Source organism: Nostoc sp. PCC 7107 (assembly GCF_000316625.1).
Classification (GTDB): domain Bacteria; phylum Cyanobacteriota; class Cyanobacteriia; order Cyanobacteriales; family Nostocaceae; genus Nostoc_B.
In genome coordinates this window covers 5,452,280-5,477,242 of record NC_019676.1, presented here as the reverse complement: position 1 = coordinate 5,477,242, position 24,963 = coordinate 5,452,280, and the positions used below count along the sequence as shown (strand labels likewise).

Annotated in this window: 23 protein-coding genes and 1 tRNA gene; 15 read left to right on the top strand and 9 right to left on the bottom strand. The window is 40.3% G+C overall.

The genetic code is table 11. From position 1 onward, the window contains the following. Nucleotides 1–110: 110 nt before the first annotated feature. A complete protein-coding gene (locus NOS7107_RS29075; RefSeq protein WP_015115426.1) occupies nucleotides 111–272 on the bottom strand; it encodes a hypothetical protein in 162 nt (53 codons plus the stop codon). A 162-nt stretch (nucleotides 273–434) separates the two neighbouring features. On the opposite strand from NOS7107_RS29075, the gene cas12k reads away from it, so the two are divergent. Further along, the gene (gene cas12k / locus NOS7107_RS23465; protein ID WP_015115425.1) at nucleotides 435–2,342 is read left to right on the top strand and encodes a type V CRISPR-associated protein Cas12k; all 1,908 of its coding nucleotides are present in this window, start codon (nucleotides 435–437) and stop codon (nucleotides 2,340–2,342) included. 1,035 nt (nucleotides 2,343–3,377) lie between these two features. Here cas12k and NOS7107_RS23460 read toward each other — a convergent pair. After that, nucleotides 3,378–3,449 (bottom strand) — tRNA-Thr (locus NOS7107_RS23460). A 406-nt stretch (nucleotides 3,450–3,855) separates the two neighbouring features. Here NOS7107_RS23460 and argF point away from each other — a divergent pair. From argF to murD, 7 genes are all read left to right on the top strand, one after another. After that, a complete protein-coding gene (gene argF / locus NOS7107_RS23455) occupies nucleotides 3,856–4,776 on the top strand; it encodes an ornithine carbamoyltransferase (protein WP_015115423.1) in 921 nt (306 codons plus the stop codon). A gap of 231 nt (nucleotides 4,777–5,007) precedes the next feature. Continuing rightward, nucleotides 5,008–5,613 carry a transcriptional repressor LexA gene (gene lexA / locus NOS7107_RS23450; protein WP_015115422.1) on the top strand — a complete coding sequence of 202 codons (606 nt, stop codon included), beginning with the start codon at nucleotides 5,008–5,010 and terminating at the stop codon, nucleotides 5,611–5,613. A 105-nt stretch (nucleotides 5,614–5,718) separates the two neighbouring features. Beyond that, nucleotides 5,719–7,194 carry a DNA phosphorothioation system restriction enzyme gene (locus tag NOS7107_RS23445; protein ID WP_015115421.1) on the top strand — a complete coding sequence of 492 codons (1,476 nt, stop codon included), beginning with the start codon at nucleotides 5,719–5,721 and terminating at the stop codon, nucleotides 7,192–7,194. 315 nt (nucleotides 7,195–7,509) lie between these two features. Then, nucleotides 7,510–7,683, top strand: a complete 174-nt coding sequence (locus NOS7107_RS29070) for a hypothetical protein (RefSeq protein WP_015115420.1) — start codon at nucleotides 7,510–7,512, stop codon at nucleotides 7,681–7,683. Next, entirely contained in the window at nucleotides 7,680–9,752 is a 2,073-nt protein-coding gene (locus tag NOS7107_RS23440) for an AAA family ATPase (RefSeq protein ID WP_015115419.1), read from the top strand. Before NOS7107_RS29070 ends, NOS7107_RS23440 begins: the two co-directional genes overlap by 4 nt. 242 nt (nucleotides 9,753–9,994) lie before the next feature. Next, nucleotides 9,995–12,145 carry a glycine--tRNA ligase subunit beta gene (glyS, locus tag NOS7107_RS23435; protein WP_015115418.1) on the top strand — a complete coding sequence of 717 codons (2,151 nt, stop codon included), beginning with the start codon at nucleotides 9,995–9,997 and terminating at the stop codon, nucleotides 12,143–12,145. 83 nt (nucleotides 12,146–12,228) lie between these two features. After that, entirely contained in the window at nucleotides 12,229–13,599 is a 1,371-nt protein-coding gene (gene murD, locus NOS7107_RS23430) for a UDP-N-acetylmuramoyl-L-alanine--D-glutamate ligase (RefSeq protein WP_015115417.1), read from the top strand. A gap of 291 nt (nucleotides 13,600–13,890) precedes the next feature. On the opposite strand, the gene NOS7107_RS28150 is transcribed toward murD, so the two are convergent. Beyond that, on the bottom strand, nucleotides 13,891–14,406 hold the full coding sequence (locus tag NOS7107_RS28150) for a hypothetical protein (protein WP_157374119.1): 516 nt from the start codon (nucleotides 14,404–14,406) through the stop codon (nucleotides 13,891–13,893). A gap of 5 nt (nucleotides 14,407–14,411) precedes the next feature. Next, nucleotides 14,412–15,557 carry an IS4 family transposase gene (locus NOS7107_RS23420; protein WP_015110984.1) on the bottom strand — a complete coding sequence of 382 codons (1,146 nt, stop codon included), beginning with the start codon at nucleotides 15,555–15,557 and terminating at the stop codon, nucleotides 14,412–14,414. Between the two features lie 119 nt (nucleotides 15,558–15,676). On the opposite strand from NOS7107_RS23420, the gene NOS7107_RS23415 reads away from it, so the two are divergent. Next, nucleotides 15,677–16,153, top strand: coding sequence for a hypothetical protein (locus tag NOS7107_RS23415; protein WP_015115416.1), 477 nt, complete (start codon nucleotides 15,677–15,679; stop codon nucleotides 16,151–16,153). Here NOS7107_RS23415 and NOS7107_RS23410 read toward each other — a convergent pair. Together NOS7107_RS23410 and NOS7107_RS23405 are read right to left on the bottom strand one after the other, a co-directional pair. Then, complete coding sequence (locus tag NOS7107_RS23410; protein WP_015115415.1) at nucleotides 16,150–17,184, bottom strand: L-histidine N(alpha)-methyltransferase; 1,035 nt, start codon at nucleotides 17,182–17,184, stop codon at nucleotides 16,150–16,152. The two genes, NOS7107_RS23415 and NOS7107_RS23410, sit on opposite strands and share 4 nt — an antisense overlap. 151 nt (nucleotides 17,185–17,335) lie before the next feature. After that, complete coding sequence (locus NOS7107_RS23405) at nucleotides 17,336–17,740, bottom strand: hypothetical protein (protein ID WP_157374117.1); 405 nt, start codon at nucleotides 17,738–17,740, stop codon at nucleotides 17,336–17,338. 233 nt (nucleotides 17,741–17,973) lie between these two features. Between NOS7107_RS23405 and NOS7107_RS23400 the strand changes: the two genes are divergently transcribed. The 3 genes from NOS7107_RS23400 (at nucleotide 17,974) to NOS7107_RS23390 (ending at nucleotide 19,330) form a co-directional block, all read left to right on the top strand. Then, nucleotides 17,974–18,195: an addiction module protein gene (locus NOS7107_RS23400; protein WP_015115413.1), complete on the top strand. Its 222-nt coding sequence runs from the start codon at nucleotides 17,974–17,976 to the stop codon at nucleotides 18,193–18,195. Then, a complete protein-coding gene (locus NOS7107_RS23395; protein WP_015115412.1) occupies nucleotides 18,195–18,491 on the top strand; it encodes a type II toxin-antitoxin system RelE/ParE family toxin in 297 nt (98 codons plus the stop codon). The genes NOS7107_RS23400 and NOS7107_RS23395 overlap by 1 nt, the downstream gene beginning before the upstream one ends. A gap of 305 nt (nucleotides 18,492–18,796) precedes the next feature. Beyond that, nucleotides 18,797–19,330: a hypothetical protein gene (locus tag NOS7107_RS23390; RefSeq protein ID WP_015115411.1), complete on the top strand. Its 534-nt coding sequence runs from the start codon at nucleotides 18,797–18,799 to the stop codon at nucleotides 19,328–19,330. 124 nt (nucleotides 19,331–19,454) lie between these two features. Here the strand turns inward: NOS7107_RS23390 and NOS7107_RS23385 are convergent, their stop codons facing one another. The 3 genes from NOS7107_RS23385 to NOS7107_RS23375 all read right to left on the bottom strand — a co-directional run bounded on the left by NOS7107_RS23385 (nucleotide 19,455) and on the right by NOS7107_RS23375 (nucleotide 22,824). Beyond that, nucleotides 19,455–21,050, bottom strand: a complete 1,596-nt coding sequence (locus NOS7107_RS23385; RefSeq protein ID WP_015115410.1) for a nickel-dependent hydrogenase large subunit — start codon at nucleotides 21,048–21,050, stop codon at nucleotides 19,455–19,457. A gap of 93 nt (nucleotides 21,051–21,143) precedes the next feature. Further along, nucleotides 21,144–21,716 carry a hypothetical protein gene (locus NOS7107_RS23380; RefSeq protein WP_015115409.1) on the bottom strand — a complete coding sequence of 191 codons (573 nt, stop codon included), beginning with the start codon at nucleotides 21,714–21,716 and terminating at the stop codon, nucleotides 21,144–21,146. Between the two features lie 145 nt (nucleotides 21,717–21,861). Further along, nucleotides 21,862–22,824 (bottom strand): hydrogenase small subunit, encoded by a 963-nt coding sequence (locus NOS7107_RS23375; protein ID WP_015115408.1) that lies wholly within the window; start codon nucleotides 22,822–22,824, stop codon nucleotides 21,862–21,864. Nucleotides 22,825–23,413: 589 nt separating this feature from the next. On the opposite strand from NOS7107_RS23375, the gene NOS7107_RS23370 reads away from it, so the two are divergent. The 3 genes from NOS7107_RS23370 (at nucleotide 23,414) to NOS7107_RS23360 (ending at nucleotide 24,949) form a co-directional block, all read left to right on the top strand. After that, on the top strand, nucleotides 23,414–24,388 hold the full coding sequence (locus NOS7107_RS23370; RefSeq protein WP_015115407.1) for a hypothetical protein: 975 nt from the start codon (nucleotides 23,414–23,416) through the stop codon (nucleotides 24,386–24,388). Nucleotides 24,389–24,449: 61 nt separating this feature from the next. Beyond that, nucleotides 24,450–24,716: a hypothetical protein gene (locus NOS7107_RS23365; protein ID WP_015115406.1), complete on the top strand. Its 267-nt coding sequence runs from the start codon at nucleotides 24,450–24,452 to the stop codon at nucleotides 24,714–24,716. Nucleotides 24,717–24,724: 8 nt separating this feature from the next. Beyond that, on the top strand, nucleotides 24,725–24,949 hold the full coding sequence (locus NOS7107_RS23360) for a hypothetical protein (protein WP_015115405.1): 225 nt from the start codon (nucleotides 24,725–24,727) through the stop codon (nucleotides 24,947–24,949). Nucleotides 24,950–24,963: the final 14 nt, after the last annotated feature.

The window sequence follows — 24,963 nt, the reverse complement described above, 5'->3', positions numbered from 1 at the left end:
CTATTGAGGATTTTGATAGGAATTACCAGAACCAAAACGCTTCCAGAATATAACCGCCATTACGAAGAATTAGTTAATCCACAAACAAATCCTATTGCTCATAACTCAATCTATTTGTCACTAGACGTAGATTCATGTTTTTTCAACCATTCCTTGATAGCCTCCTCCAAAGCCGCAGTCTGGGTCAATTCCAAACGCGCACAGGCAATTTCAAAGGCGATTTTTAAGTCTTTAGGGAGTCTACCCCGAACTTCTCTAGTTTCTTCTGCCATCCTAATTTGAAGCCAAAGCTTGCGGCTTTCATTTTTGCACAGCCTCTCAGCAAAAAAACATTTGCGGCATTGCGCTATTACGTCATTGCACTATAATATAGTAAGCAAAAAAATAATTAACAACCCTGTCAGTTTTACCGAAACCACAAAGCTGAGGACACCATGAGCGTTATTACAATTCAATGTCGCTTGGTTGCTGAAGAAGACATCCTCCGCCAACTGTGGGAACTGATGGCTGATAAAAATACACCACTTATAAATGAATTATTGGCACAGGTAGGAAAGCACCCAGAGTTTGAAACCTGGCTAGATAAAGGCAGAATACCTACTAAATTACTCAAAACACTTGTTAACTCCTTCAAAACTCAAGAGCGTTTTGCTGATCAACCTGGACGCTTTTACACCTCAGCGATCGCTCTAGTAGATTATGTATATAAATCTTGGTTCGCCTTACAAAAACGAAGAAAGCGGCAAATAGAAGGGAAAGAACGTTGGCTGACAATTCTCAAAAGTGATCTACAACTCGAACAAGAAAGCCAATGTAGCTTAAGCGCAATTCGTACTAAAGCCAACGAAATCCTTACCCAATTTACCCCCCAGTCCGAGCAGAATAAAAACCAGAGAAAGGGCAAAAAGACTAAAAAATCTACAAAGTCGGAAAAATCTTCACTTTTTCAAATTCTTTTAAACACTTACGAACAAACACAAAACCCTCTTACTCGTTGTGCGATCGCATATCTGCTCAAAAATAACTGTCAAATTAGTGAACTTGACGAAGACTCAGAAGAATTTACTAAAAATAGACGCAAAAAGGAAATAGAAATTGAGCGATTAAAAAACCAACTTCAAAGTCGCATACCTAAAGGTAGAGATTTAACAGGGGAAGAGTGGTTAAAGACTTTAGAAATTTCTACAGCCAATGTACCTCAAAATGAAAATGAGGCAAAAGCTTGGCAAGCAGCACTATTAAGAAAATCTGCTGATGTCCCCTTTCCTGTGGCTTACGAATCTAACGAAGATATGACATGGCTGCAAAATGACAAAGGTCGTCTCTTTGTTCGATTCAATGGCTTGGGAAAACTTACCTTTGAGATTTACTGCGATAAACGTCATTTGCACTACTTCAAACGCTTCTTAGAAGATCAAGAACTTAAACGCAATCATAAAAACCAATACTCAAGCAGTTTGTTTACTCTGCGTTCAGGAAGGCTTGCTTGGTCGCCAGGAGAAGAAAAAGGTGAACCCTGGAAAGTCAATCAACTACATCTTTACTGCACTTTAGATACTCGGATGTGGACTATTGAAGGAACTCAACAGGTAGTTGATGAGAAAAGCACAAAAATAAACGAAACTTTAACCAAAGCGAAACAGAAAGACGACCTCAATGATCAACAGCAAGCTTTTATCACTCGTCAACAATCCACGCTAGATAGAATTAATAACCTTTTCCCTCGTCCCAGCAAGTCTAGGTATCAAGGTCAACCCTCAATCCTAGTTGGCGTTAGTTTTGGTCTAAAAAAGCCAGTCACAGTAGCGGTGGTAGATGTTGTTAAAAATGAAGTTCTAGCTTATCGCAGCGTCAAACAACTACTTGGGGAAAACTACAATCTTCTCAATCGTCAGCGACAACAACAGCAACGCCTATCTCACGAACGGCACAAAGCTCAGAAACAGAATGCGCCAAACTCCTTTGGTGAATCAGAGTTAGGGCAATATATAGATAGATTATTAGCAGATGCAATTATTGCGATCGCCAAAACCTATCAAGCAGGCAGCATAGTTCTTCCAAAACTCCGGGATATGCGTGAGCAAATCAGTAGTGAAATCCAATCCAGAGCAGAGAAAAAATGTCCTGGTTATAAGGAAGTTCAACAAAAATATGCCAAAGAATACCGCATGAGCGTTCATCGCTGGAGTTACGGTCGATTAATTGAATGTATTAAATCCCAAGCTGCAAAAGCTGGAATTTCCACTGAAATTGGTACACAACCAATCAGAGGCAGTCCACAAGAAAAAGCACGAGATGTAGCTGTCTTTGCTTACCAAGAACGCCAAGCCGCTTTAATTTAATTCACTAATCCGAACCTTGAAAATATAATATTTTTATAACAGCGCCGCAGTTCATGCTTTTTTAAGCCAATGTACTGTGAAAAATCTGGGTTAGTTTGGCGGTTGGAAGGCCGTCATGCTTTCTGACCCTTGTAGCTGCCCGCTTCTGATGCTGCCATCTTTAGAATTCTATAGGTGGGATAGGTGCGCTCCCAGCAATAAGGAGTAAGGCTTTTAGCTATAGCCGTTATTCATAACGGTGCGGATTACCACAGTGGTGGCTACTGAATCACCCCCTTCGTCGGGGGAACCCTCCCAAATATTTTTTTGGCGTGTCAAAGTGGGGGCAAAATCCCCGGAGTCCCGCCAAAACTTTAAAACCCTTATCCAGTCTTGAATTAAGAAACTAGTATGTAAATCAATTTAGTATTTTAATTTTCAGATCGAGACTATTTTAAGCTGACCTGCCAAAGTATGTGTATGGAAAGCTTTGATAGCAAGGGTTCTAGACGGGTCGAGTTTCAACAACCATCCCGGCTAGAGGTGGGTTGAAAGGGGCAAAAGACGTTCACACAGGCTATCCAGGACTCGAAGTTTCAACAACCATCCCGGCTAGAGGTGGGTTGAAAGGCGCTACCGTGGTTGTACCCTTGTATTGAGCATATCCAGGTTTCAACGACCATCCTGGTTAGGGGTAGGTTGAAAAAAGATAGTATCTAATGCCAAACTGGGTGACTCTAAGTTTCAACAACTATCCCAGCTAGGGATGAGTTGAAAGAGCGTCAGAAAATATTTAACAGAGGGTTGAAAGGTGCATCCGACTTGTAAGCATATTTATGAATATTATCAGGGAAGTCATCAAATAAAGATTTAGCTATATTTCCTGTACAATAGATGTCTGCAAACACTTTATCAAATTGGTTAGACGACATTAATTTGTTAACGTTTCGCAATTAGCATTATACGACACTAATTTGTTAACAGTGACATTAATTTGTTAATAGCGACAGCAATCTGTTAACAACGACAAATAATTAGTTATTCGACATAAGTTAAAGCCAGCAGCTGGATTTGAACCTGCGACCTTCCGATTACAAGTCGGATGCACTACCACTGTGCTATGCTGGCATTATTAAGCTCACCGATTTATGATTATAACATAAGCAAAATATTTGTCTAGAGGAAGCTGCGAAAAAAATTTGCTTGGATGTTCGAGACTGGAAGGTTAGTACTTCAACCTAAATAATGGCATCTTGCACGAGTGGTTTTATTCCTATTAAAGTCAGATAGGTAATGCTGAAAATGCGCTTCCTATCTAATTTTTGCATTGTGGATATTGCCTACCCTACAGTTATTGAGAATCAGGACAAAAAAATCCTTGAGTTGCCGATAAAGTTGATAAATTAATATTCATAGCAAAAGCTAACTCAAAATCCTGTGCTGGACGCAAAAAGATTGAATACAGTGGCAAGCTGTATTTTTTTTGACACGGCTAGGTAAAGAAATAGATAATTGTTCTTTACAGATCAAAAACATGGCAGTGTTAATCGGACGAGATGTATTAAGTTTGGCGGACTTTAGTCCAACGGAACTTCAAGAAATTCTGGAATTGGCTGGTAAGCTTAAATCTCAAGAGCTAAAGTTGCGGTGTAATAAGGTGTTGGGTTTGCTGTTTTCTAAAGCTTCAACTCGCACGCGTGTGAGTTTTACGGTGGCGATGTATCAATTGGGTGGACAGGTAATTGATCTTAATCCCAATGTTACGCAAGTGAGTCGCGGCGAACCAATCCAAGATACCGCAAGGGTGTTAGATCGATATTTAGATATTTTGGCTATTCGGACTTTTGCCCAGCAGGAGTTAGAAATTTTCGCTAACTATGCCAAAATTCCCGTAATTAATGCCTTGACTGATGCGGAACATCCTTGTCAGATATTGGCTGATTTATTGACGATTCAAGAATGTTTTGGAAAGTTGGCGGGTTTAACTTTAACTTATGTGGGTGATGGAAATAATGTGGCGAATTCTTTGATGCTGGGTTGCGCTTTGACAGGGATGAATGTCAGGATTGCTACTCCCAAAGGATTTGAACCGGATGCTAAAATTGTCGAACAAGCAAGGGCGATCGCGGGTGGTAAAACTGAAGTTATGCTGACTCATGACCCGGAATTAGCCTCTAAGGATGCTTCTGTACTTTACACTGATGTTTGGGCAAGTATGGGTCAAGAACAAGAAGCTGATGACCGAATGCCAATTTTTCAACTTTATCAAATTTCGGAACAATTGTTGAGCTTGGCTGATCAAGATGCAATTGTTTTACATTGTCTACCAGCCCACCGTGGCGAAGAAATTACTGAAGAAGTCATTGAAGGTTCACAGTCACGAGTTTGGGATCAGGCCGAAAATCGTCTCCACGCACAAAAAGCTTTGCTGGCTAGTATTTTGGGGGCTGAGTGAACAGTAAATAAAAGTGCTGAGTGCAAACCTACCCAGTTCCCATAAGTCTTTGAGTAATCGATTCTGTTACAACTGATCTGAGTTTATGAGTAAACACTAAAAAGATAAAAGGCAAAAGAACCAAAATTTTGCTTTCTTTTGCCTTTGATTTTTTTATTTAACCTTGTTATCTGGAATTTTTTGTAGTACTAATGTTCTAGGGACATTTGTATTTACTTGCAATAATTTATTATGGAACGACTAACAGAAGCGCAACAAGAATTATATGAATGGTTGGCAGAATATATCCGAATGCACCAACATTCTCCTTCAATTCGGCAAATGATGCAAGGGATGAATTTAAAGTCGCCAGCACCGATTCAAAGTAGGTTAGAACATTTACGAAATAAAGGCTACATTGAATGGACTGAAGGTAAAGCCCGCACAATTAGGGTTTTGCATCCAATCAAGCAAGGTGTGCCAATTTTAGGTAATATTGCCGCAGGTGGTTTAATTGAACCTTTTACTGAAGCGGTAGATTATCTCGATTTTTCTAATTTGTCTTTACCGCCACAAACCTATGCTTTGCGGGTGACTGGCGACAGCATGATTGAAGATTTAATTGCTGATGGAGATTTAGTATTTTTACTCCCAGTTGCCGAACCAAATCAATTAAAAAATGGCACAATTGTGGCGGCGAGGGTTGATGGGTATGGTAGTACTTTAAAACGCTTTTACCGCAATGGCGATCGCGTCACTCTCCAACCCGCTAACCAAAAGTATAGCCCGATTGAAGTTTCAGCTATGCAGGTACAGGTGCAAGGTTCTCTTGTTGGCGTTTGGCGTGGATATAACTGAAGGTAAAAGTTAAAAGGCAAAAGTCAAAAGAAAAAATTTTGACTTTTAACTTTTAACTTTTGACTTTGTATTTGGGTTCATCACCAACTCTGTTTTTGATTTTTTATGTATCTAACGCAAAATTCGGTGCAGCAAGTACCCTCTTTCCGGCTCAGAATACCATTTGCTAGGGAGGGTAAGGGTAAGTACCATCATCAACCATTACCAGGATGTCCAAGAATACCGTCATCTCTGCAATTGCGCCAGTATCAGCGTCAAGCTGTGACTAACTGGTTTGCTAACAACGGTAGAGGTACGCTAAAAATGGCGACTGGTAGTGGTAAGACTATCACTGCATTGGCGATCGCTTGTGAATTGTACCAGCAAATTAACTTACAAGTGCTGTTGGTGGTGTGTCCCTATCGTCATCTTGTTACCCAATGGGCGCGAGAATGCGAAAAGTTTAATTTACAACCGATATTAGCCTTTGAAAATGTCCGCAGTTGGCAAAGTCAACTTTCTACTCAACTTTACAATTTGCGTTCTGGTTCTCAAGGCTTTATCACCATCATTACTACTAACTCCACATTAATTGGTGAAGGTTTGCAATCGCAACTCAAGTATTTACCGCCGAAAACCTTAATTATTGGGGATGAAGCCCATAATTTAGGCGCGCCTAAGTTAGAGGAAAGTTTACCCAGGCGGGTTGGGTTAAGGTTGGGTTTATCTGCGACACCGGAACGATATTTTGATGATAGCGGTACACAATCTTTATTTGATTATTTCGGCCCGGTGCTGCAACCAGAGTTCACATTGCGGGATGCGATCGCCCAAGGCGCTTTGGTACATTATTTGTATTATCCAATTTTAGTAGAGTTAACAGAAACCGAAAGCATTGCCTATTTAAAGTTAACTAAAAAAATTGGGCGTTCTTTACTCTATCGAGAACGTAAAACTGAAAATTCACCCAATTTTGAAGACAATGAAGATTTAAAACCTTTATTAATGCAACGGGCGAGATTAATTGGCGCAGCCGGAAATAAATTAAATGCTTTGCGGCAATTAATGACAACGCGCCGCGAAACTACTCACACACTTTTTTATTGTAGTGATGGTTCATTGGAAACGGGACGTTCATCTCTACAACAACTCAAAGCAGTTGTGAAAATTCTGGGAGGAGATTTAGGTTATAAAGTCAGTACCTATACCGCCCAAACGCCTTTAGCAGAAAGAGAAGTTTTACGCCATCAATTTGAAAGTGGAGAATTACAAGGTTTAGTCGCTATTCGCTGTTTAGATGAGGGCGTTGACATTCCCGCCATTAAAACTGCGGTGATTTTATCGAGTTCTGGTAATCCTCGCCAATTTATTCAACGCCGGGGCAGAGTTTTACGCCCCCATCCTAGTAAAGAACGTGCGACTATTTACGATATGATTGTGCTGCCACCAGATTTAGACAGAGAAACCATAGAAGTTGAACGTAATTTATTAAGAAAAGAACTGCGGCGTTTTGTGGAATTTGCCGATTTAGCCGATAACGCTGGGGAAGCGAGAATGAAATTGTTAGATTTACAAAAACGCTATGGATTATTAGATGTTTAATCCGTATGCGGTCAATTTTGTAAAATTTTGTTTGCTACCTGTAAATATCCCGATTCTTTATGGAATAATGAATATTGATCATAATCGGATAGCAGCAAAATTTTTAAAGCGACAAATATTCAATTACGATCAATATTCAACCTAAAATTAGTATATCAGTAAACTCCCCAAAATAAACCCCAATTTTGTCAAAAAATTTTAAAATTTTTCTCCCCATAATTACCCCAAATTAAAGATGCGAGGAAGAGTAGCATTACGGATGTAAAATTGACGATAGAGACAGCTAAAATAAAGCATAACTCATACAAAACTGAGATGTTGCCAGAGCAGAATATCGATGATGTGCAAGAGCCAATTACTAGCGCCTCGGCGGAAGTGCAACAAATAATAGAGCGAGTATGGCATCTAGAAAAAAGCAGGCTGGATAAGAAAAGTAACAGCCCCATCAACGATGATATTTTGGCAATTGTCAAGGAAGCCGTACAATGAAGCTCACTTCAATTAAACTGTGTAACTTTCGCTCTTTTTACGGCAGAACACCAGAGATAGTTTTGTCAGGGGGAGATATTCTCAATACCACAATTATTCATGGTAATAATGGATCGGGAAAAACCAGTTTACTGAATGCCTTTACATGGGTATTATATGAGAGGTTTAGTGCTGCCTTTGCTTCCACAGAACAGTTGGTGAATAAAAGAGCGATCGCCGAAGCTAAAACTGGACAATCTGTAGAATGTTGGGTAGAAGTAAACTGGGAGCATGAAGGTAAACGCTACAACGCTAAACGCCAGTGTCGGATTTATAAAGATAAAACTGACTTGGAATCTATCAAAACAGAATTATTAATGCAAGTGGCTGGCGATGATGGTAGATGGTATTTTCCACTGCAAAAACCAGAAGAAATTATTGGGCAAATTTTACCAGCCAGCTTACATCAATACTTTTTCTTTGATGGAGAACGCATTGAAGAAATAGTCCGTTCTGATAAAAAAGCGGAAATTGCCGAAGCTATCAAGATTTTTTTGGGTGTAGAGGTAATTAACCGTTCTATCAAACATCTTAGTGAAGCTAAAAAAAGTTTAGAAAATGAATTAAAAGCGATTGGTGATTCAGCAATTAAACAACTTTTAAAAGCACAAGAAAAACTAGAACAAGAAATTGCCAAAATCAACACTAGACAAACTGAAATTAAACAAGAATTAGAATATCAACAAAGTTTCAAAAAAGAGACAGGAAATCGGTTACTCGAACTCAGCGCCGCAAAAGAACTACAAGACAGACGACAAGAATTAGAAAACCAAAAAACATCTCATCAAGAAAATCTCCGTCAAACTAGAGACGCGCTAAAAAAAATTATTTCGGCACGCGGCTATACAATTCTGCTATCAGATACAACAACTCAATTTCGGACAATTCTCAATGAATTAAAAGCCCGCGGCGAATTAACATCGGGTATTTCGCGGGAATTTATTAACGAATTACTCAAAAGTCAACACTGTATTTGTGGTGCAGAATTAAATGCAGGTAATCATAACCATACAAATGTGAGTGATTGGTTAGAAAAGGCTGGTTCTTCTGTTGTGGAAGAAACAGCAATTCGCATGAGCGCCCAAGTTGATGAAATTGATAAGCAAGCCATAGCCTTTTGGGAGGAAGTCGATAGAGAACAAACAAGAATTAATCAGTTTCGCCAAAATATCTCGCAAATTGAACTTGAATTAGATACGATTCAAGAACGGTTGCGTAAAGATGCGAATGAAGAAATTAGCAGTTTACAAAAACGCTTAGATGAAATTGAAAGTAAAATTGATGAATTAAATCGAGAACAAGGTGCAAATCAACAGCGGATTTTGCACTTAAAAACGGAGATTGATGCTTTAATAAAACAAATAGCCAAGCAGAAACTGAATGAAGAAAAGCAATTACTCGCACAAAGACGCATCAACGCTACTCAAGATGCGATTGAAAGATTAACTGAAGTCAGAAATCGGCAAGAAAAACAGTTTCGTTTGCAGTTAGAACAGCGATTACAGGAGATATTTACAGCAATATCCTTTGCACCATATCTGCCAAAAATTAGCGATAAGTATGAACTCACCTTAGTAGAAAATACAGCGAAAATAGAATCACTCGTTGCTGCATCTACAGGTGAAAATCAAATTCTCAGTTTGTCTTTTATTGCCAGTATTATTGATAAGGTGCGGGAATGGAGCGAAAAACGCAAAGTTTTAACTGTGCCGAATAGTAGCACGTTCCCAATAGTGATGGATTCTCCCTTTGGTAGTTTAGATGAAACTTATCGCCGCCGCATTGCTCAAACACTACCTCAATTAGCCAATCAGTTAATTATTTTGGTGACAAAAACGCAATGGCGGGGTGAAGTAGAACAGGAAATGGCGAATAGGATTGGGCGAGAATATGTGTTGACTTATTATTCGTCTAAACCTGATTGTGAACAAGATTATATTGAGTTGGGTGAGGAAAGATATCCGTTAGTAAAGCAAAGCCCTAATGAGTTTGAATATACTGAGGTGATGGTAGTTGAGCGTAATTGGTGATTTTGTTAGAGAATTGTCTCGCGCAAAGGCGCAAAGGCGCAAAGAAAAGCACGCAAATATAGCATTTCTTAATTTGCTAATGTACAAACTTATCTGCGTCTATCTGCGGTTAATTATTTTTTCTAGTACCTCAGTGCAGGTGAGAATCTTTATAGTCTGAGACTTTCTGATTTTAGCCTGTACACCTCTTCAGTATGATGGCAAGGTAAACTGGTGGAATTGACTGATGTGAACCTTGTCCTATGCCGGATTTTTTATTGGAAGTTGGTACAGAAGAACTACCTGCAAATTTTCTCAGTGATGCCATAGTACAATGGCGATCGCGCATTCCCCAAACTTTGGCAGCCAATAGTCTCAACAGTGACGCTGTAGAAGTTTACGGTACTCCCCGACGCTTGGCGGTACTAATTAAGGGTCTACCACAGCAACAACCAGACAGGGAAGAAGAAATTAAAGGCCCTCCCGCCCAAGCAGCTTTTAAAGATGGTCAACCCACACCCGCAGCCATAGGGTTTGCCAAAAAGCAAGGTGTGGAATTGGACGCGCTACAAGTTCGCCCCACAGACAAAGGCGATTTTGTCTTTGTTAACAAAAAAACTCCTGGTCGTCCTGTGGCTGACATTTTCACCGAACTTGTTCCCCAATGGATTTTCACTTTAGAAGGTAAGCGGTTGATGCGCTGGGGTGATGGCGATGTGAGGTTTTCTCGCCCTGTGCGGTGGTTGGTGGCTTTGTTGGATGATGCGATTTTGCCGATAGAATTGGTTAACGGTTCTGATAGAATTACTAGCGATCGCATTTCTCACGGTCATCGAGTTTTACATCCTGCAACTGTGACTATTCACCACGCAACTGATTACGTTGAAACTCTGCGTGCTGCTTATGTAGTGGTTGATAATAATGAACGTGCAACTACAATTGAAAAAGAAGTTCACGCCGCAGTAAATTCGGTCAATGGTTCTACAGAAATCTATCCCGACTTGTTAAAAGAAGTAACTAACTTAGTAGAATGGCCTTCGCCAGTTGTGGGGAAATTTGACTCAGCATTTTTGAATCTACCCACGGAAGTTATTACAACTGTGATGGTTAGCCACCAAAGATATTTTCCTGTTTTCAAAGGAGAAAATCATCAAGAATTATTGCCCAATTTTATCACCATTTCTAATGGCGACCCGACAAAATCAGATATCATCGCCAAAGGTAATGAAAGAGTCATCCGCGCCCGATTAGCTGATGGACAGTTTTTTTATAACGCTGATGTAGCTAAACCTTTAGAAAGCTTTTTACCTCAGTTAGAAAAGGTAACTTTCCAAGAAGATTTAGGTTCGCTGCGTGTCAAGGTAAATCGCATCGTCAATATTGCCGAGCAAATCGCCACACAACTGGTATTATCGGCAGCAGAGAGCCAAAATATTCAACGGGCGGCTTTGTTATGTAAAGCTGATTTAGTTAGCCAAATGATTTATGAATTCCCAGAATTGCAAGGCATTATGGGGCAGAAATATGCTTTAGCAAGTGGCGAACCGGAAGCGGTGGCAACGGCAATTTTTGAACATTATTTACCACGGGGAGCCGATGACATTTTACCTTCAACCTTAACAGGTCAAGTTGTCGGTTTGGCTGATAGATTAGATACATTAGTCAGCATTTTTGGCTTGGGGTTGATTCCCACAGGTTCATCTGACCCCTTTGCTTTGCGTCGGGCGGCGAATGCGATTGTAAATATTACTTGGGCTGCGAATTTAGGAATTAATTTAGATAATTTATTGCAGCAAACAGCAGCTAATTTTGCTCAAGAATATAACAAGAAATCAGGGCAATTAGTTACAACCTTGCAAGAATTTTTCTTACAACGGATTCGGACTTTATTACAAGAAGAAAAACAAATTGATTACGATTTGGTGAATGCTGTTTTGGGAGAAAATGACCCAGAATATACAGAAAGGGCATTGCAGGATTTATTAGATGTACGCGATCGCGCCTTATATCTGCAACAAATCCGCAACGATGGTACTCTAGATAAAATCTACGAAACCGTCAACCGTTCTACCCGCCTCGCCGCCCAAGGTAATTTAGACACCAAACAGTTAGAACCAGCAGGTTTAATCAATCCCGAACTATTCCAAAAGTCATCCGAAAAAGCATTTTACGATGCGATCGTGGAATTAGTACCCCAAACCCAAACCGCCCAGCAATCACGAAACTATCAATTGTTAATTGCAGCGTTAGCAAAAATCGCTCCTACCGTTGGTAATTTCTTTGATGGCCCGGAAAGCGTGTTAGTTATGGATACCAACCCAGATATTAAGCGCAATCGCTTGAATTTGCTCGGATTACTGCGAAATCATGCGCGAGTGTTAGCTGACTTTGGATCTATTGTGAAAAATTTGTAGCGTAGATCAACAAAAGATGGTGTAAATGTTACCAATTAGCGTTAGTATAATGAGTGCTTAACCAGGGGTCTCTGCTACAGTCTATGTCCAAAGCTCATGTAATTGGATTAGGTAAGTCCGGTGTTGCTGCGGCGAGATTGTTGAAACGGGAAGGATGGGAGGTGGAGCTAGGCGAGCGAAACACCTCTGACACCTTCCTGCAACAACAACAAGAACTTGCTGCCGAACAAATCACCGTTAAACTAGGATATTCCCTAGATTTAAACAGTCCTGATTTACCCCAATTAATTATTGTTAGTCCCGGTGTACCTTGGGATGTTCCCTTGTTAGTCAAAGCACGAGAACTAGGGATTGAAACAATTGGCGAAATGGAACTTGCTTGGCGACATTTAAAATCCCAGCCTTGGGTAGCCATCACTGGGACAAATGGCAAAACGACCACCACAGCCTTAATCGCCGCCATTTTCCAAGCAGCCGGATTTGATGCACCCGCCTGCGGTAACATTGGTTATGCAGCTTGTGAAGTCGCCTTAGCCCCCATACTTCCCGATTGGGTAATTGGCGAAATTAGCAGTTATCAAATCGAATCATCTTCATCTTTAGCACCTCGCATCGGCGTTTGGACAACATTTACACCCGACCACCTCGCCCGTCACAAAACTTTAGAAACTTACTACGACATCAAAGCCAAGCTGTTAAAGCAGTCGCAGTTACAAGTATTTAACGGTGATGACGCTTATTTAAATAAAGTCGGTCTGAATCATTGGCCTGATGCTTATTGGACAAGTGTCAAGGGCCAAGATTTTTTAATTGGTAAGAAAGGTTTTTATATCGAAGATGGCTGGGTTGTCGAAAAATTAACCGCCACTTCCACACCAACGAGAATTATTCCAGCCTCTGCATTACGCATGGTGGGAGAACACAACCTACAAAATCTCCTCATGTCAGTAGCCGCAGCACGATTAGCAGACATTCAACCCGATGCAATTACCAAAGCCATTCAAGAATTTCCTGGCGTTCCCCACCGCTTAGAACATATCTGCACTTGGGAAGGTATTGACTTTATCAACGACAGCAAAGCCACCAACTACGACGCAGCCGAAGTCGGGTTAGCTTCAGTGAAGAGTCCGACAATTTTGATTGCGGGGGGAGAAGCCAAACCCGGCGACGATACAGGTTGGTTAGCCAAAATCCAAGCTAAAGCCGCAGCCGTGTTATTAATTGGTGCAGCCGCACCAGCCTTTGTCCAACGCTTACAAGAAGTTGGTTATACTAATTACGAAATCGTGGAAACAATGGCTAAAGCTGTACCTCGGTCAGCAGAATTAGCCAAACAGCACCAAGCACCTGTAGTATTGCTGTCTCCCGCTTGTGCAAGTTTCGACCAGTATCCTAACTTTGAAGTGCGTGGTGACGACTTCCGTCAGTTGTGTTTAGCTTGGGCGGGGCGTTGAGAGATTATATAGTTTTTGGAAATGCTCAAAGTAAATATTAATGAGCAAGATTTGGGGGATTCTCCTGGGGGACGCAACCGTACCCCAAACCCCCTCCAAAATCATTTTTTCGTTTTTTGTTGAGTTATAGCTTTTTAGCCTTAACTTACCAGTACTCGACTTGAAGAATTATGAGTACAACTAGTAGCATTTACGCAGAAATTTGGCGGAACAATCAATGGGAAGCAATTCCTGAACCGAAGTGGTCAAAAGGTAAAAGAATACCAGTATGCTGAAGGGGTGACAAAAAAGTTATAAAGCAGACTGGATAAGAGTCATAGCCCGTAGACCTTGTTGAAAATATGGCAGTTTACTGGGCTTGAGGCGCATCAATTCATGAGCTAAATCAGCCCAAAATTCCATTGCCCCTACCCATAACTGACCATACAAACCAATCCAAAAAGCACTATGTCGGCGGTGCAATCGTTGTAACTCCTTCAGACGACCAACATATTTTTGTAGTCCAGAGGAGCGAGAATTACGACCAACTAAAATAGCACAAGTATAGGCAATAGCAATTAATAAAATCAGTGCTATCAAACGTTGACCATCAGCATAAGTAGATTCGAGATTATACCCCCCAGTTTTACAATCTTTAAACATGGCTTCGATACCACTCCGCAACTTAAATGCTTTAATGGCATCTTTGAGACTATCAAGGTTAGTTAATAAAAACCAGCCAGCAGGCTCAACAACTCCACGATATTTGCGCTTGTAATATCCGGCGAGATTAAAATTGGCAAACCCTTTCTGCTGAAGGGGTGACAAAAAAGTTATAAAGCAGACTGGATAAGAGTCATAGCCCGTAGACCTTGTTGAAAATATGGCAGTTTACTGGGCTTGAGGCGCATCAATTCATGAGCTAAATCAGCCCAAAATTCCATTGCCCCTACCCATAACTGACCATACAAACCAATCCAAAAAGCACTATGTCGGCGGTGCAATCGTTGTAACTCCTTCAGACGACCAACATATTTTTGTAGTCCAGAGGAGCGAGAATTACGACCAACTAAAATAGCACAAGTATAGGCAATAGCAATTAATAAAATCAGTGCTATCAAACGTTGACCATCAGCATAAGTAGATTCGAGATTATACCCTCCAGTTTTACAATCTTTAAACATGGCTTCGATACCACTCCGCAACTTAAATGCTTTAATGGCATCTTTGAGACTATCAAGGTTAGTTAATAAAAACCAGCCAGCAGGCTCAACAACTCCACGATATTTGCGCTTGTAATATCCGGCGAGATTAAAATTGGCAAACCCTTTCTGTTTAGTTGCTTGAATCCCTGTCAAAAAAAACGAGATGCCAGGAGTTAATCCCAAAGATTGTAAGCGTTGGTGTGATTGGTTTTCTTGCCGAATATAAGTACCTTGTTTCTGACGCAATACAAAGTCAATGCCCTTGCTATGTAACCAATTTGCTAGTTTTATACTGTGGAATTCTCTATCTCCCAGTACCAGCATTTGATATCCCTTAAATAACTGCAATAGTGGACGAATTAATTTTTTCTGCTCTCCCAAATTGCTACATCCTTTTTTAGGTAACAATAGCCAGTACACAGGTATTGCTCTTTTTTGTTCTATTAAACTAATTACAAATACATTTTGTGAACGCCATTGTGTTCTATCAATCGCAAATATTAGCCGTTTCTCTCCTCTTTTCAGACTATTTTTCACCCATCGTTTGAGCAGGGGAAACCACAGATATGGAATCGACAACTGAGGTAGTAGTAAAAATCTTTGTATACTCCGCCTCCGACTTTCAAATTTTATCGGTTGTGGAAATACTGTTGCTAGTTTCTCAATTGTCACAGTTTTATGAAATTGCAATAGCATTAGTAAGATTTCTAGCATCTTGTACTGTGCGGGTGTCAGTACATTTTGAAAGCAGTTTTGGTAGAATTTAGGTAACATTATCATTTGATAGGTCTTGTTGAGAATACCTGACCTATCTTTTTTTACCCCAAAACGGTCACGCTCCTCTATTTTCTTGGCTTCAGCCGCTTTGTCACCCCTTCAGACCAGTATGTTACATGAATCCCGGCACACCATACGAGTTATACGCTGCTCTTGTTGGTTATCATCATCACTCTCTGAGTTATTATCACTGGCATACTGAGAAAATAGTTCCAGTTTCAGAACCGCGTGGTTTACCAGAAGATATGAATCCTATTTATCAGGACTATTTTGAAAATAAAGGTCTTGGAATGGGACATCACTTTACTTGGTTCATGGTTCAAGAAATTATTGATTATGATTGGGATAGAATATTCCCACCATGTAAAGGCTATGTAAATTATCAATATGCCTCTTTATTTTCTGCTTCGGCTCCTTTTCCTGATAATTTACCAGACGATGAGCCTGTTTATAAAATAAAAAAAGACAACACAACTGAAGTTTCATGGGTACAGAGTTATAGAGAATACGTCGGTTGTGTTGATTGGTTTATTCAAGAATTACTAAAGTTAGGTCATCCCGCAGAAATTAGAATTCTTTTCTGGCTCCATTAGTTATTCGCAATCTTACAAATTGCCATAATATGTGATGAATACTTGTTAGTAGTGTAGTGAACAAGTTGTAATCCAGCACTTTCTAACTCTTGGATAAGTTTAGGCATTTCATGCTTATGATGTCTCCAAATAGTAATTTCTTTACCTTCAGGGATTGCAATTTGCTGATTGATTCCCTGAACATTGAAATTAATACTGTAATTATGCCGAAATTTAATATTAGCTATAACACTATCTGTTGCTAAATCATATTTTCTTATAAGTTCGCAATCTTGCGATTGAAATCCAAATTCATTTTTGATTGAGCGATATATTTCTTCGGCGTGATACTTACAGCCACCTCTGGCTATTCCATCCCATTGAGAGTTAGAACCAATTTCATTAGTAAAGATGAGAAAATCATTTTCATCCATACTATTTTTAAAGTTTTTCAGTACCTTATTTCTATTGTGATGATTGCCCATTGTCACACCCAAGTGCAAGATGATTTTGGGATTGACTGATAAATTCTGAGGTATACAGCTATTTTCGATGTCAATCTGTTGGTTTATATAATCTAGTTGAGGAAACCAAGTTGCAAAATTTTTCTTGGATACAGTCAGCAAGTCTTCACTAATATCTAAAGCAATATATTTATTAATTTTATTCAATTGATTGAGTCGGGAAACAAATTCTTTGGCTGGATATGAATTTCCTGCACCCACATCGATAACATTAACTTTGCTTAATTTTGAGATATTTTCATAAATATAGGCAAAATTGTCCCTTAAAAGGTCAATTTCTACACTTGATTTGCGATACCACTTAGGACTAACAAATTTTTGATAAAAATTATGCCAAATTTTAGCTCCTTGACCTTTATAAGAATATTTGAGAGGAATTTCCCACCTAGTTTCTAATGCGTGAATTATTTCTAAAACTTCTGCTTCGGAAAAAACAGAATAGAACTCAGAACTTGGCTTTGCTATGCGAATAGAAGAATTTGATTTATCTGAGGAAAGTTGTGAATTGCTAGGAAAGTTTTTAGCCATTATTCCTTGTTCTGAGATGTTTTGCAGTAGAGTTAGTGAATAATTGGTCACTACTGTGGCCAATCTTGTATTTTCCCATACATTGCTCTCAAACAAGGAAATTTGCCACTCTAAATCAGTGATGAGTTTAAGAGGGCGATCGCATCTGTCTTTAAAGTTCTTCTACAATCACTCCGCCCAATTTTAATAATTGAATAGCTTCAGCTTTTTGCATCCTAGCAGTAGCAATGAGGTCTGACCCTCTACCTAAACGTTGAAAGACTCGAAGAATTTTCCCGTTCTCATCTTCTATTGTGACAAGAAAATTTCTTGTCGTAGTCATAAATCTACCCGCTTCTATAATTTCAACACCTTTGCTTCTTGTCTGAACTACAAATACCTGGCCTTCTTCTAGAACATCTCTGTCAACAATTTCATCAGCAGCTTTTGGGCTATTGATTACAGAATTTGCTGTATCAAAATCAGAAGACTGGGCTGTAGGAATTTTTATAAGTAAACTACCAGTCAGGACTATCATACTTGCAAGCGGAAGTACGTAAAGCTTTGAAATAGTCATTTATTTTCGTTGTTTACTGAGTAACTGATTCTTGTATAACGTAAGTAAGATAGTTCACGCAATGTATCGTGCGATCGCTCCCAAATATAGAGTTATGATGCAAGGTTGAGCCGCTGCCATGTTAGATTATGGTTACAGTGTAAGCACAGTTTAGCTTTCTGCAACCAGCTATGCGGTAAATTAAACAGTTATAGTGACTTATACTCTGAAAATTTCCATTTGGTTTGGTGAGTATGGATTTTACAACCACTTTAAACGAGATTCAAACCCTCAGTATTGAAGAACGGATTCGTCTTGTGCAAGCCATTTGGGACAGTATCGCAGCAGAACAGGCTTACCCTGATATTACAGAAGCACAAAAACAAGAACTTGAGCGTCGGAATAATGATTACGAAGCCAATCCAGATAATGTGATGACATGGGAAGAAATTAAAGCTTCGATAAAAAGACGATAATGGACTACGTTTTAGTATTTCGTCCAGAAGTTCGTGATGAACTTGATGAGGCGTATAGTTGGTATGAAAATCAGCAAGCTGGACTTGGCGATGAGTTTTTGGAATGTGTGGACGATATTCTAAATAGAATTTGCCAAATGCCAGAATCTTATACTGTTGTATATAACGATGTAAGAAGAGCGATTTTACAACGTTTTCCTTATGCTGTTTACTATCGAATGATCTCTAGCCGAGTTATTGTAATAGCAATTTTTCACGGGCGAAGAAATCCTACAATCTGGCAAAAGCGAAATTAGCAAGTTACTTTTATTAAATGGAAAAATTACTATTGATCTCTTGTGGTGATTTTGTGCGTTGGCGTTCGCGCAGCGTGTCGCTTTGCGACTCAGCCCACCGAAAGTATCGCTTTTAGCCCGCATTACCAAATTATACAAATAGCTGATTGTCGCGGATAAGATATCGATTGCTATTAAATGGCTTTTATTTCAGCATATACGCGTAGCGACAATATAGTTATACATAGCTTATGATCATGATTCTAAATAGTAGCTAGAAATTAGCACAAATATTCTATCCAAAACCCATAAAAAGCATTGAGATTATGAGTAAAGCAAGTTGGTTTCCTGTTTGGCTACCTTATCCAAAGTCGTGGATGATGGCTATGAAGTTAGCAATACCAGCCTACTTTGGTGCAACTGTAGTTTTTGCATTTGAGTTCTGGCGCTATTTTCTTGTAGGAAGTCTTCTAGCTGTCACAGGTAATAATAACCTAATTTTATTTTTTGTAGTTTCTGTTATTGCATTACTGTTAGCTTTTATATGGTTTTTGATTTTGGCAGGAGGGTATGCACTATTACTCAGATTTCTGTGGTCAAATCCGCCAAAATGGCTTACTCTACCAAAATTTAGATCCTTGATTATTCGAGATTTTGTAATACTTGTTTTATCTCTTCTACCAATTGTTACACTTTTTATAATTCCAATTTATATTTTATCTGTTAGCAGTTTACAACAAAGATTTGGTGATGTAAGAACATTCAGAGTAACGTTGGATGTTTTCCTATTAAGATTCTGGTGGATTTGGTTAATTTCTGCTGCTTACCTTTACCAGTGGTCTAATAAAGAAAAGTTCTAAACACCAGAAAGGTTAGAATGTTTATGAGAACCAAAGAATGATTAGTAATAAGCTAATGACTAACTAAATAACTAGCCATTAGCCACACTCATATAAAATACTCCGCGCAACTCTGCGTTTAAACTTACGCAGTCCGAAAACGTGCCAACTCTTCGCCTGTCTTCGCATCATGGGCGTGAACTGTACACACCAAACAAGAATCAAACGATCGCGCGACGTGACCAACTTCTACAGGATCAGTCGGATCTTCAATAGGTGTCCCGATCAAAGCTTCCTCAATGGGGCCGCGTTTACCTTCACCGTCACGGGGGCCGATATTCCACGTTCCTGGTGCAATGACTTGATAGTTCTTAATCTTACCGCCCTCTATTTCTACCCAGTGACACAAAGCACCCCGCGCCGCTTCAGTTGCGCCCCAACCTTTGCCGTCTTTTTCTGTGGGTTTAATATACCAAGGGTCATTTAAGACAAATTCACGCAGACAATGTTCGGCTTGGCGATACAATTTCACTAGTTCGTGGAGTCTGGCTAACTGACGGACGTGAATGTTAGCACCACCCGTTTTTTTAAACACATCAAGAATAAACCCATCATGATGTTGCCAAGATTCGCCGTGATTACCGCCAGCTACTAATTGACGTGCTAAAGGGCCAGCTTCTAAACGTCCGAAGTCTTTGTGTAAAACTGCACTCGCCCAAGAATAAGCATTCTCGAAGTCTTTTGTATTATTGGCAGTGGGTTTTGTCGTGCGATCGCTTGGATGAATATTTGCTGTCCCTTCATCATACCAAGAATGGGTGAGATTCTCGCGGGCGAAGGACTGATCCATTAGGCTGTGGGTGTCTGTGAAACTGTCATACACACCACCCTTCATAATCATCGCTGCATTACGCCCTTCAATGGTGGGCTTTTGGTATCTATCCTCATGGGCTAAATATCCCCAGGTGACGTATTTACCAACACCAGCACCATATCTATCTAAACCAATATCTAGACCCATCCGCCAATAAAAGCCTAAGTCAGATTCACGATGTTTGATGTCTTCATCTAACCAGTTCATGAAGTCATCGTAAGTTTGGATTTCTTCGTAGCGTTCTAAAGAACAGCCTAACCATACTGGTTCTAGCCAGTTGGTGCGGAAGTATTCGAGAATTGCCCAGGCGCGGGTAATGTCGGTGAGGGTGGGGGCGCACATCACGCCACCAGGAACCATATAACTAGAGTGCGGCCATTGTCCACCCAAGAGGGCGTAAATTTCTACTGGTTTGGCGGAAATAGTTACGCCAATTTCGTAAGATTTCCCGGTGAACGCAGAAAAGCGGCGGACTGCTTCATCATAGAAGCGACTACTACGGTAGTTTTTATTTGTTAAGTCAATGGCGAACAATCCATAAAAGTAGCGGGGGATACTTTGGATAGTTTCGACGATTTGACCGAGGTTTCTGGCTAAGATGGCGTTGCGTGGCACTTCTGTACCCCAGGCTGTATCCAAAGCCCAGGATGCAGAGGTGAGGTGAGAACCGCCGCAAATACCGCAAATCCGGGGTGTGACAATTAATCCGGCTTGAGGGTCTTTGCCACGGAGGATGATTTCAAAACCGCGAAAGAGTTCGGCGTGAGTCCAGGCGTTGACTACATAGCCATCAGCGATTTCGACGCGGACATCTAAATCACCCTCGACTCTCCCGACGGGTGATATATCTAATGTTTGTTTTCCCATTCTCCTCTCCTGTTTTCTTTGATATGTAGTCAGTGATGCGGTAATGACAGTTGAGGCAGTTGCGGTAGATATTAATTCAGATGTCGTTTAGGCTTAAAGTTGCAAATGCTTATATCCAAGTACACCCACTACATTCTCTGGATGGTTAGAGAAGATTGGTTCTGTACTCCATTTTTGAGATAGTCGGATAACTTCTGGCATTCCGGGGAATAGTTCTGCATCTGTCCAGTCGATGAAACTTTCTGCTTCTGTCACTTCTTCAAAATTACGAAATAGATCGGTTTCACCGGCTTTTGCAAATGATCTGATCAAAATGCCATTTTGTGCGAGTATCCAATGGGCATAGTAGATGACATCTTCGTAAGCTGCAAAAGACTGCGCCTCACCAAATTTCTGGCTTAATTCAGTGACTATTTGCTGCATTGCATTCAGATATTCTGCGGAACTTCCCCTTGGTTCCCACTGATGAAAAATGATTATCCAATCATTTTGAGTAGGAAACACGAAAGTATTAGCTGTATCCCCGAAATTACTAAAGCTTCCTTGTTGAATATTCTCTAACTCTAAAGCATTCACAACAGCATTAACATCTGAACTTTTGATTGTCATCCAGTCGAGATCCGCATGACAGTATAAATCTTCTTCATCCAGATTTTCTGCACCCATATATTTACTCCTTTGTGGCTTCACTACAGTTGCAACTAATATGTAGTTTGTCCACAAAATATCACACCTTAATTGAATCTTGCAGTGAAATCAACAGTTTCCCAATACCGCCTCAACTCATCAACCAAAACACTGTAATTAATTACTAAACTGTGAAAAAATCCTCCTCTGCCCAAGGTGGCGCTGCATCTTTAGCGACCATTGTGAGGAGGGCGTAGTCTTTTTTGTTGACTCCTGGTGGTAGTTCTTTGGGAACGCCCATGACGGTTTGGGTTTTAAAGACGGTTCCGGGTTTGAGGTCAAAGAAGGGAAATTCTGGTTCTGTACAACCTAAACAGGGCATTCCGGCGCGGGTTTTGGATGAGACGCGGTTCCAGAGGATGCGGTTGCAGGATGAGTGAGTCATGGGGCCGCGACAGCCTAAGTCGTAGAAGAGACAGCCTTTACGTTGACCAAATTCGGCGGTTGAGGCTTTGTAGGCAAAGTGGACGTTGCGAGTACAGCCTGTTTGGGTGTAGGTGTTGAAGAAGGTTTGGGGGCGATTTAGTTCATCCAAAGCAATATCAGCAATGCGTCCGGTAGCGATCGCCACTAATATCTGCGTTATCCAGTCAGGGTGTGCGGGACATCCCGGAATGTTAATCACAGGTAAACCAGATTTAGCGCGGAAGTCTTTACCTAAAAAGCCGCCTTCTTCACGTTTAAGGAATTGTAAGCCTTGGGATTCGCTGGGGTTGGGAGACATTGCGGGAATTCCGCCCCATGTGGCACAATCTCCGACAGCAACTATAAAGCTGGCAGCTTGGGCTAGGTCGATTAACCAATCTTTCATCGGGCGATCGGCGAACCGATTCCATTCACCTGTACCGTTGGGGGCGTTGACTACACTGCCTTCAAATACCAAAATATCGAGGGGAATTTTGCCGAGAATGCAGTCCCACAGAAGGGTTTGTAAGTTGTTGCCTAATTCTAACCCCAAGGAAGGATGCCAAAGCACGTTAATGCCAAAGTCAGCAATGAGGTCACAGACGGTCGGTTCTTCGGCATTCAGAAACGACATGGTGTTGCCCGAACAGGCACCACCTTGCAGCCAGAGTACGTTAGTCATTGGCTATGTGTTTGTTTATTTTTTATCAGGTATGATGCAGGCGATGTCTGGCGACAAGCCGCTTTGCGTCTACGGCGCTTGTAGAGTCTCACCTGTTTTTGAGGTTTATCTTTCACAATAATGTATTTTTAGATTAATTTTATTTTTTTAAAGAAAAAATAATTATTTGTGGATATTCAGAAAATATCATGCAGATAAGCGGAGGTATATAGGGTTGATTGAAATAGGTATTTTTGTCTATTGAATATATTTTGTTTGCTAGTGATACACAAAATAATTATGATGAATTATTTGTAGGATTTTAATCATAATATTGTTAATTACCCTCTAGAATTTTGTAAATAGAGTGTTTTATAGTAAGGAAATTGGGGAAGGAAGTGTGAAGTCTGAAGTATGAAATTTATGCTTTGATGTGTCACTGCAAACCACTGCATAAATAAGTTACCCATGATCAATTGCTCTCTAGCGAAATATATGGGTGTATTTATTTCACACTTTATACTTTAAAAGCCTTTGGTCGTGAGGAAATTTTTGTGTATTTTGAGGGCATGAATCGAGTAATTTTCTTAATAGCTAGAGTAGGGTAATTATGACACCTAGCATTACAGATTCGGCTGTGAAAGCAGCTATGGCGGCGATCGCTTCGGAGTCAGCAACGACGGCAGAAAAAATCCAGATGCTTATCGAAATGGCACAAGGTTTTCAAAATAAGCCAAAAACTGCCCAGGATTTGCGGAATGCTGTTGGTCTGTATTATCGTGCTTATGAACTGTCTGGGGAGGAATATCCTCTGCTGAAGGCTAAAGCCCAGGTGGGGATGGCTGGGACTTTACAGATAATTCCCCAAGCGGATACGGAATTGCTGCTGCAAGCCAAGGCTGGTTATGAGGAAGCATTACCAATTTTACAAGAATTAGCCACGCCGGAGGAAGTTGCAGAGGCGCAGATGAATTATGGGTTAGTGTTGCAATCTCTAGCGCCTTATAACTTAGCCCGAATCAGTGATAGTATCCAGGCCTATCATGAAGCTTTGCGGGTGTTTACTTGGGAAGATTACCCGCAAGATTATGCGATTTTATACAACAATATTGCGATCGCTTACCTGTCGATGCCGATGGCTTCAGAACGGGAATATTTGCGTCAGGGGTTAGCAGTGCAATCTTTTGAAGTTGCCCTGAAGCATATTAATCTGATTGATCATCCTAGAGAATATGCGATGTTGCAAAACAACTTAGGTAATGCTTTGCAGTATTTACTCAGTTCTCATCCGGTAGAGAATAATTTAAAGGCGATCGCCGCATATAACGAGGCGTTAAAGGTGCGTAATTCCAGAGATACACCTTTAGAATATGCTAACACAATTTCCAACAAAGCTAATGCTTTATTCAACTTACCTGATAATCCTGAAAAACCCGAATTAGGTAATCCCCAAAATCTTCTGCAAGCCCGTAGTTACTATCAAGAATCTTGGTCAATTTTTACCGAGCATCAACAGTTGGAACAAGCTGAGTTAGTAGCACAGGCATTAAAAGATGTAGAAGGAGAAATTAGGTCTATTAGCTAGGCTTACAGGCTAGATTTATTAACGAACCGCAAAGGACGCGAAGGTCGCTAAGGAAGAAAATATGAGTGAGTTATTGAGCAATTTTAATGTGAGTAATTTTCTCACGAGTATGGTATCTAGTGACCTGAATATAGTTACTGGAACAGTATGGTTAGTTATAGCAACAATCATTTCGATGATTGGCGGTGCAATTGGCGGCATGATATTAGCAGGTAAAGATATTGGTTATTCTTTTTCGGCAATGTTGGGGGCTTTATTTGCTCCGGCTGGGGCGATTCCTGCGATGCTTTTAGGTTTTGCTTTGTTAACCCTATTGAACAATTATTAGGAAGAAATATGTTTGAGTTAGGTTGGTTTTCGGCTAAGTTATTTTTCCAAGGTAAGCTATTACGCGACCCTATGTATTTTGTGCAGCAAACTGCCATTGGCGTTGGTGTTGGTTTGCTATCACTAATAGGACTTGCCCAAATAGAAATTCCTTTGTGTATTCCCATAACTCTATCTAGCTTAATTACAGGTGCTTTGATGCCTTTCTTACTGAAAGATTTCAAGATGAAGTAATTAAGTAGTCAATA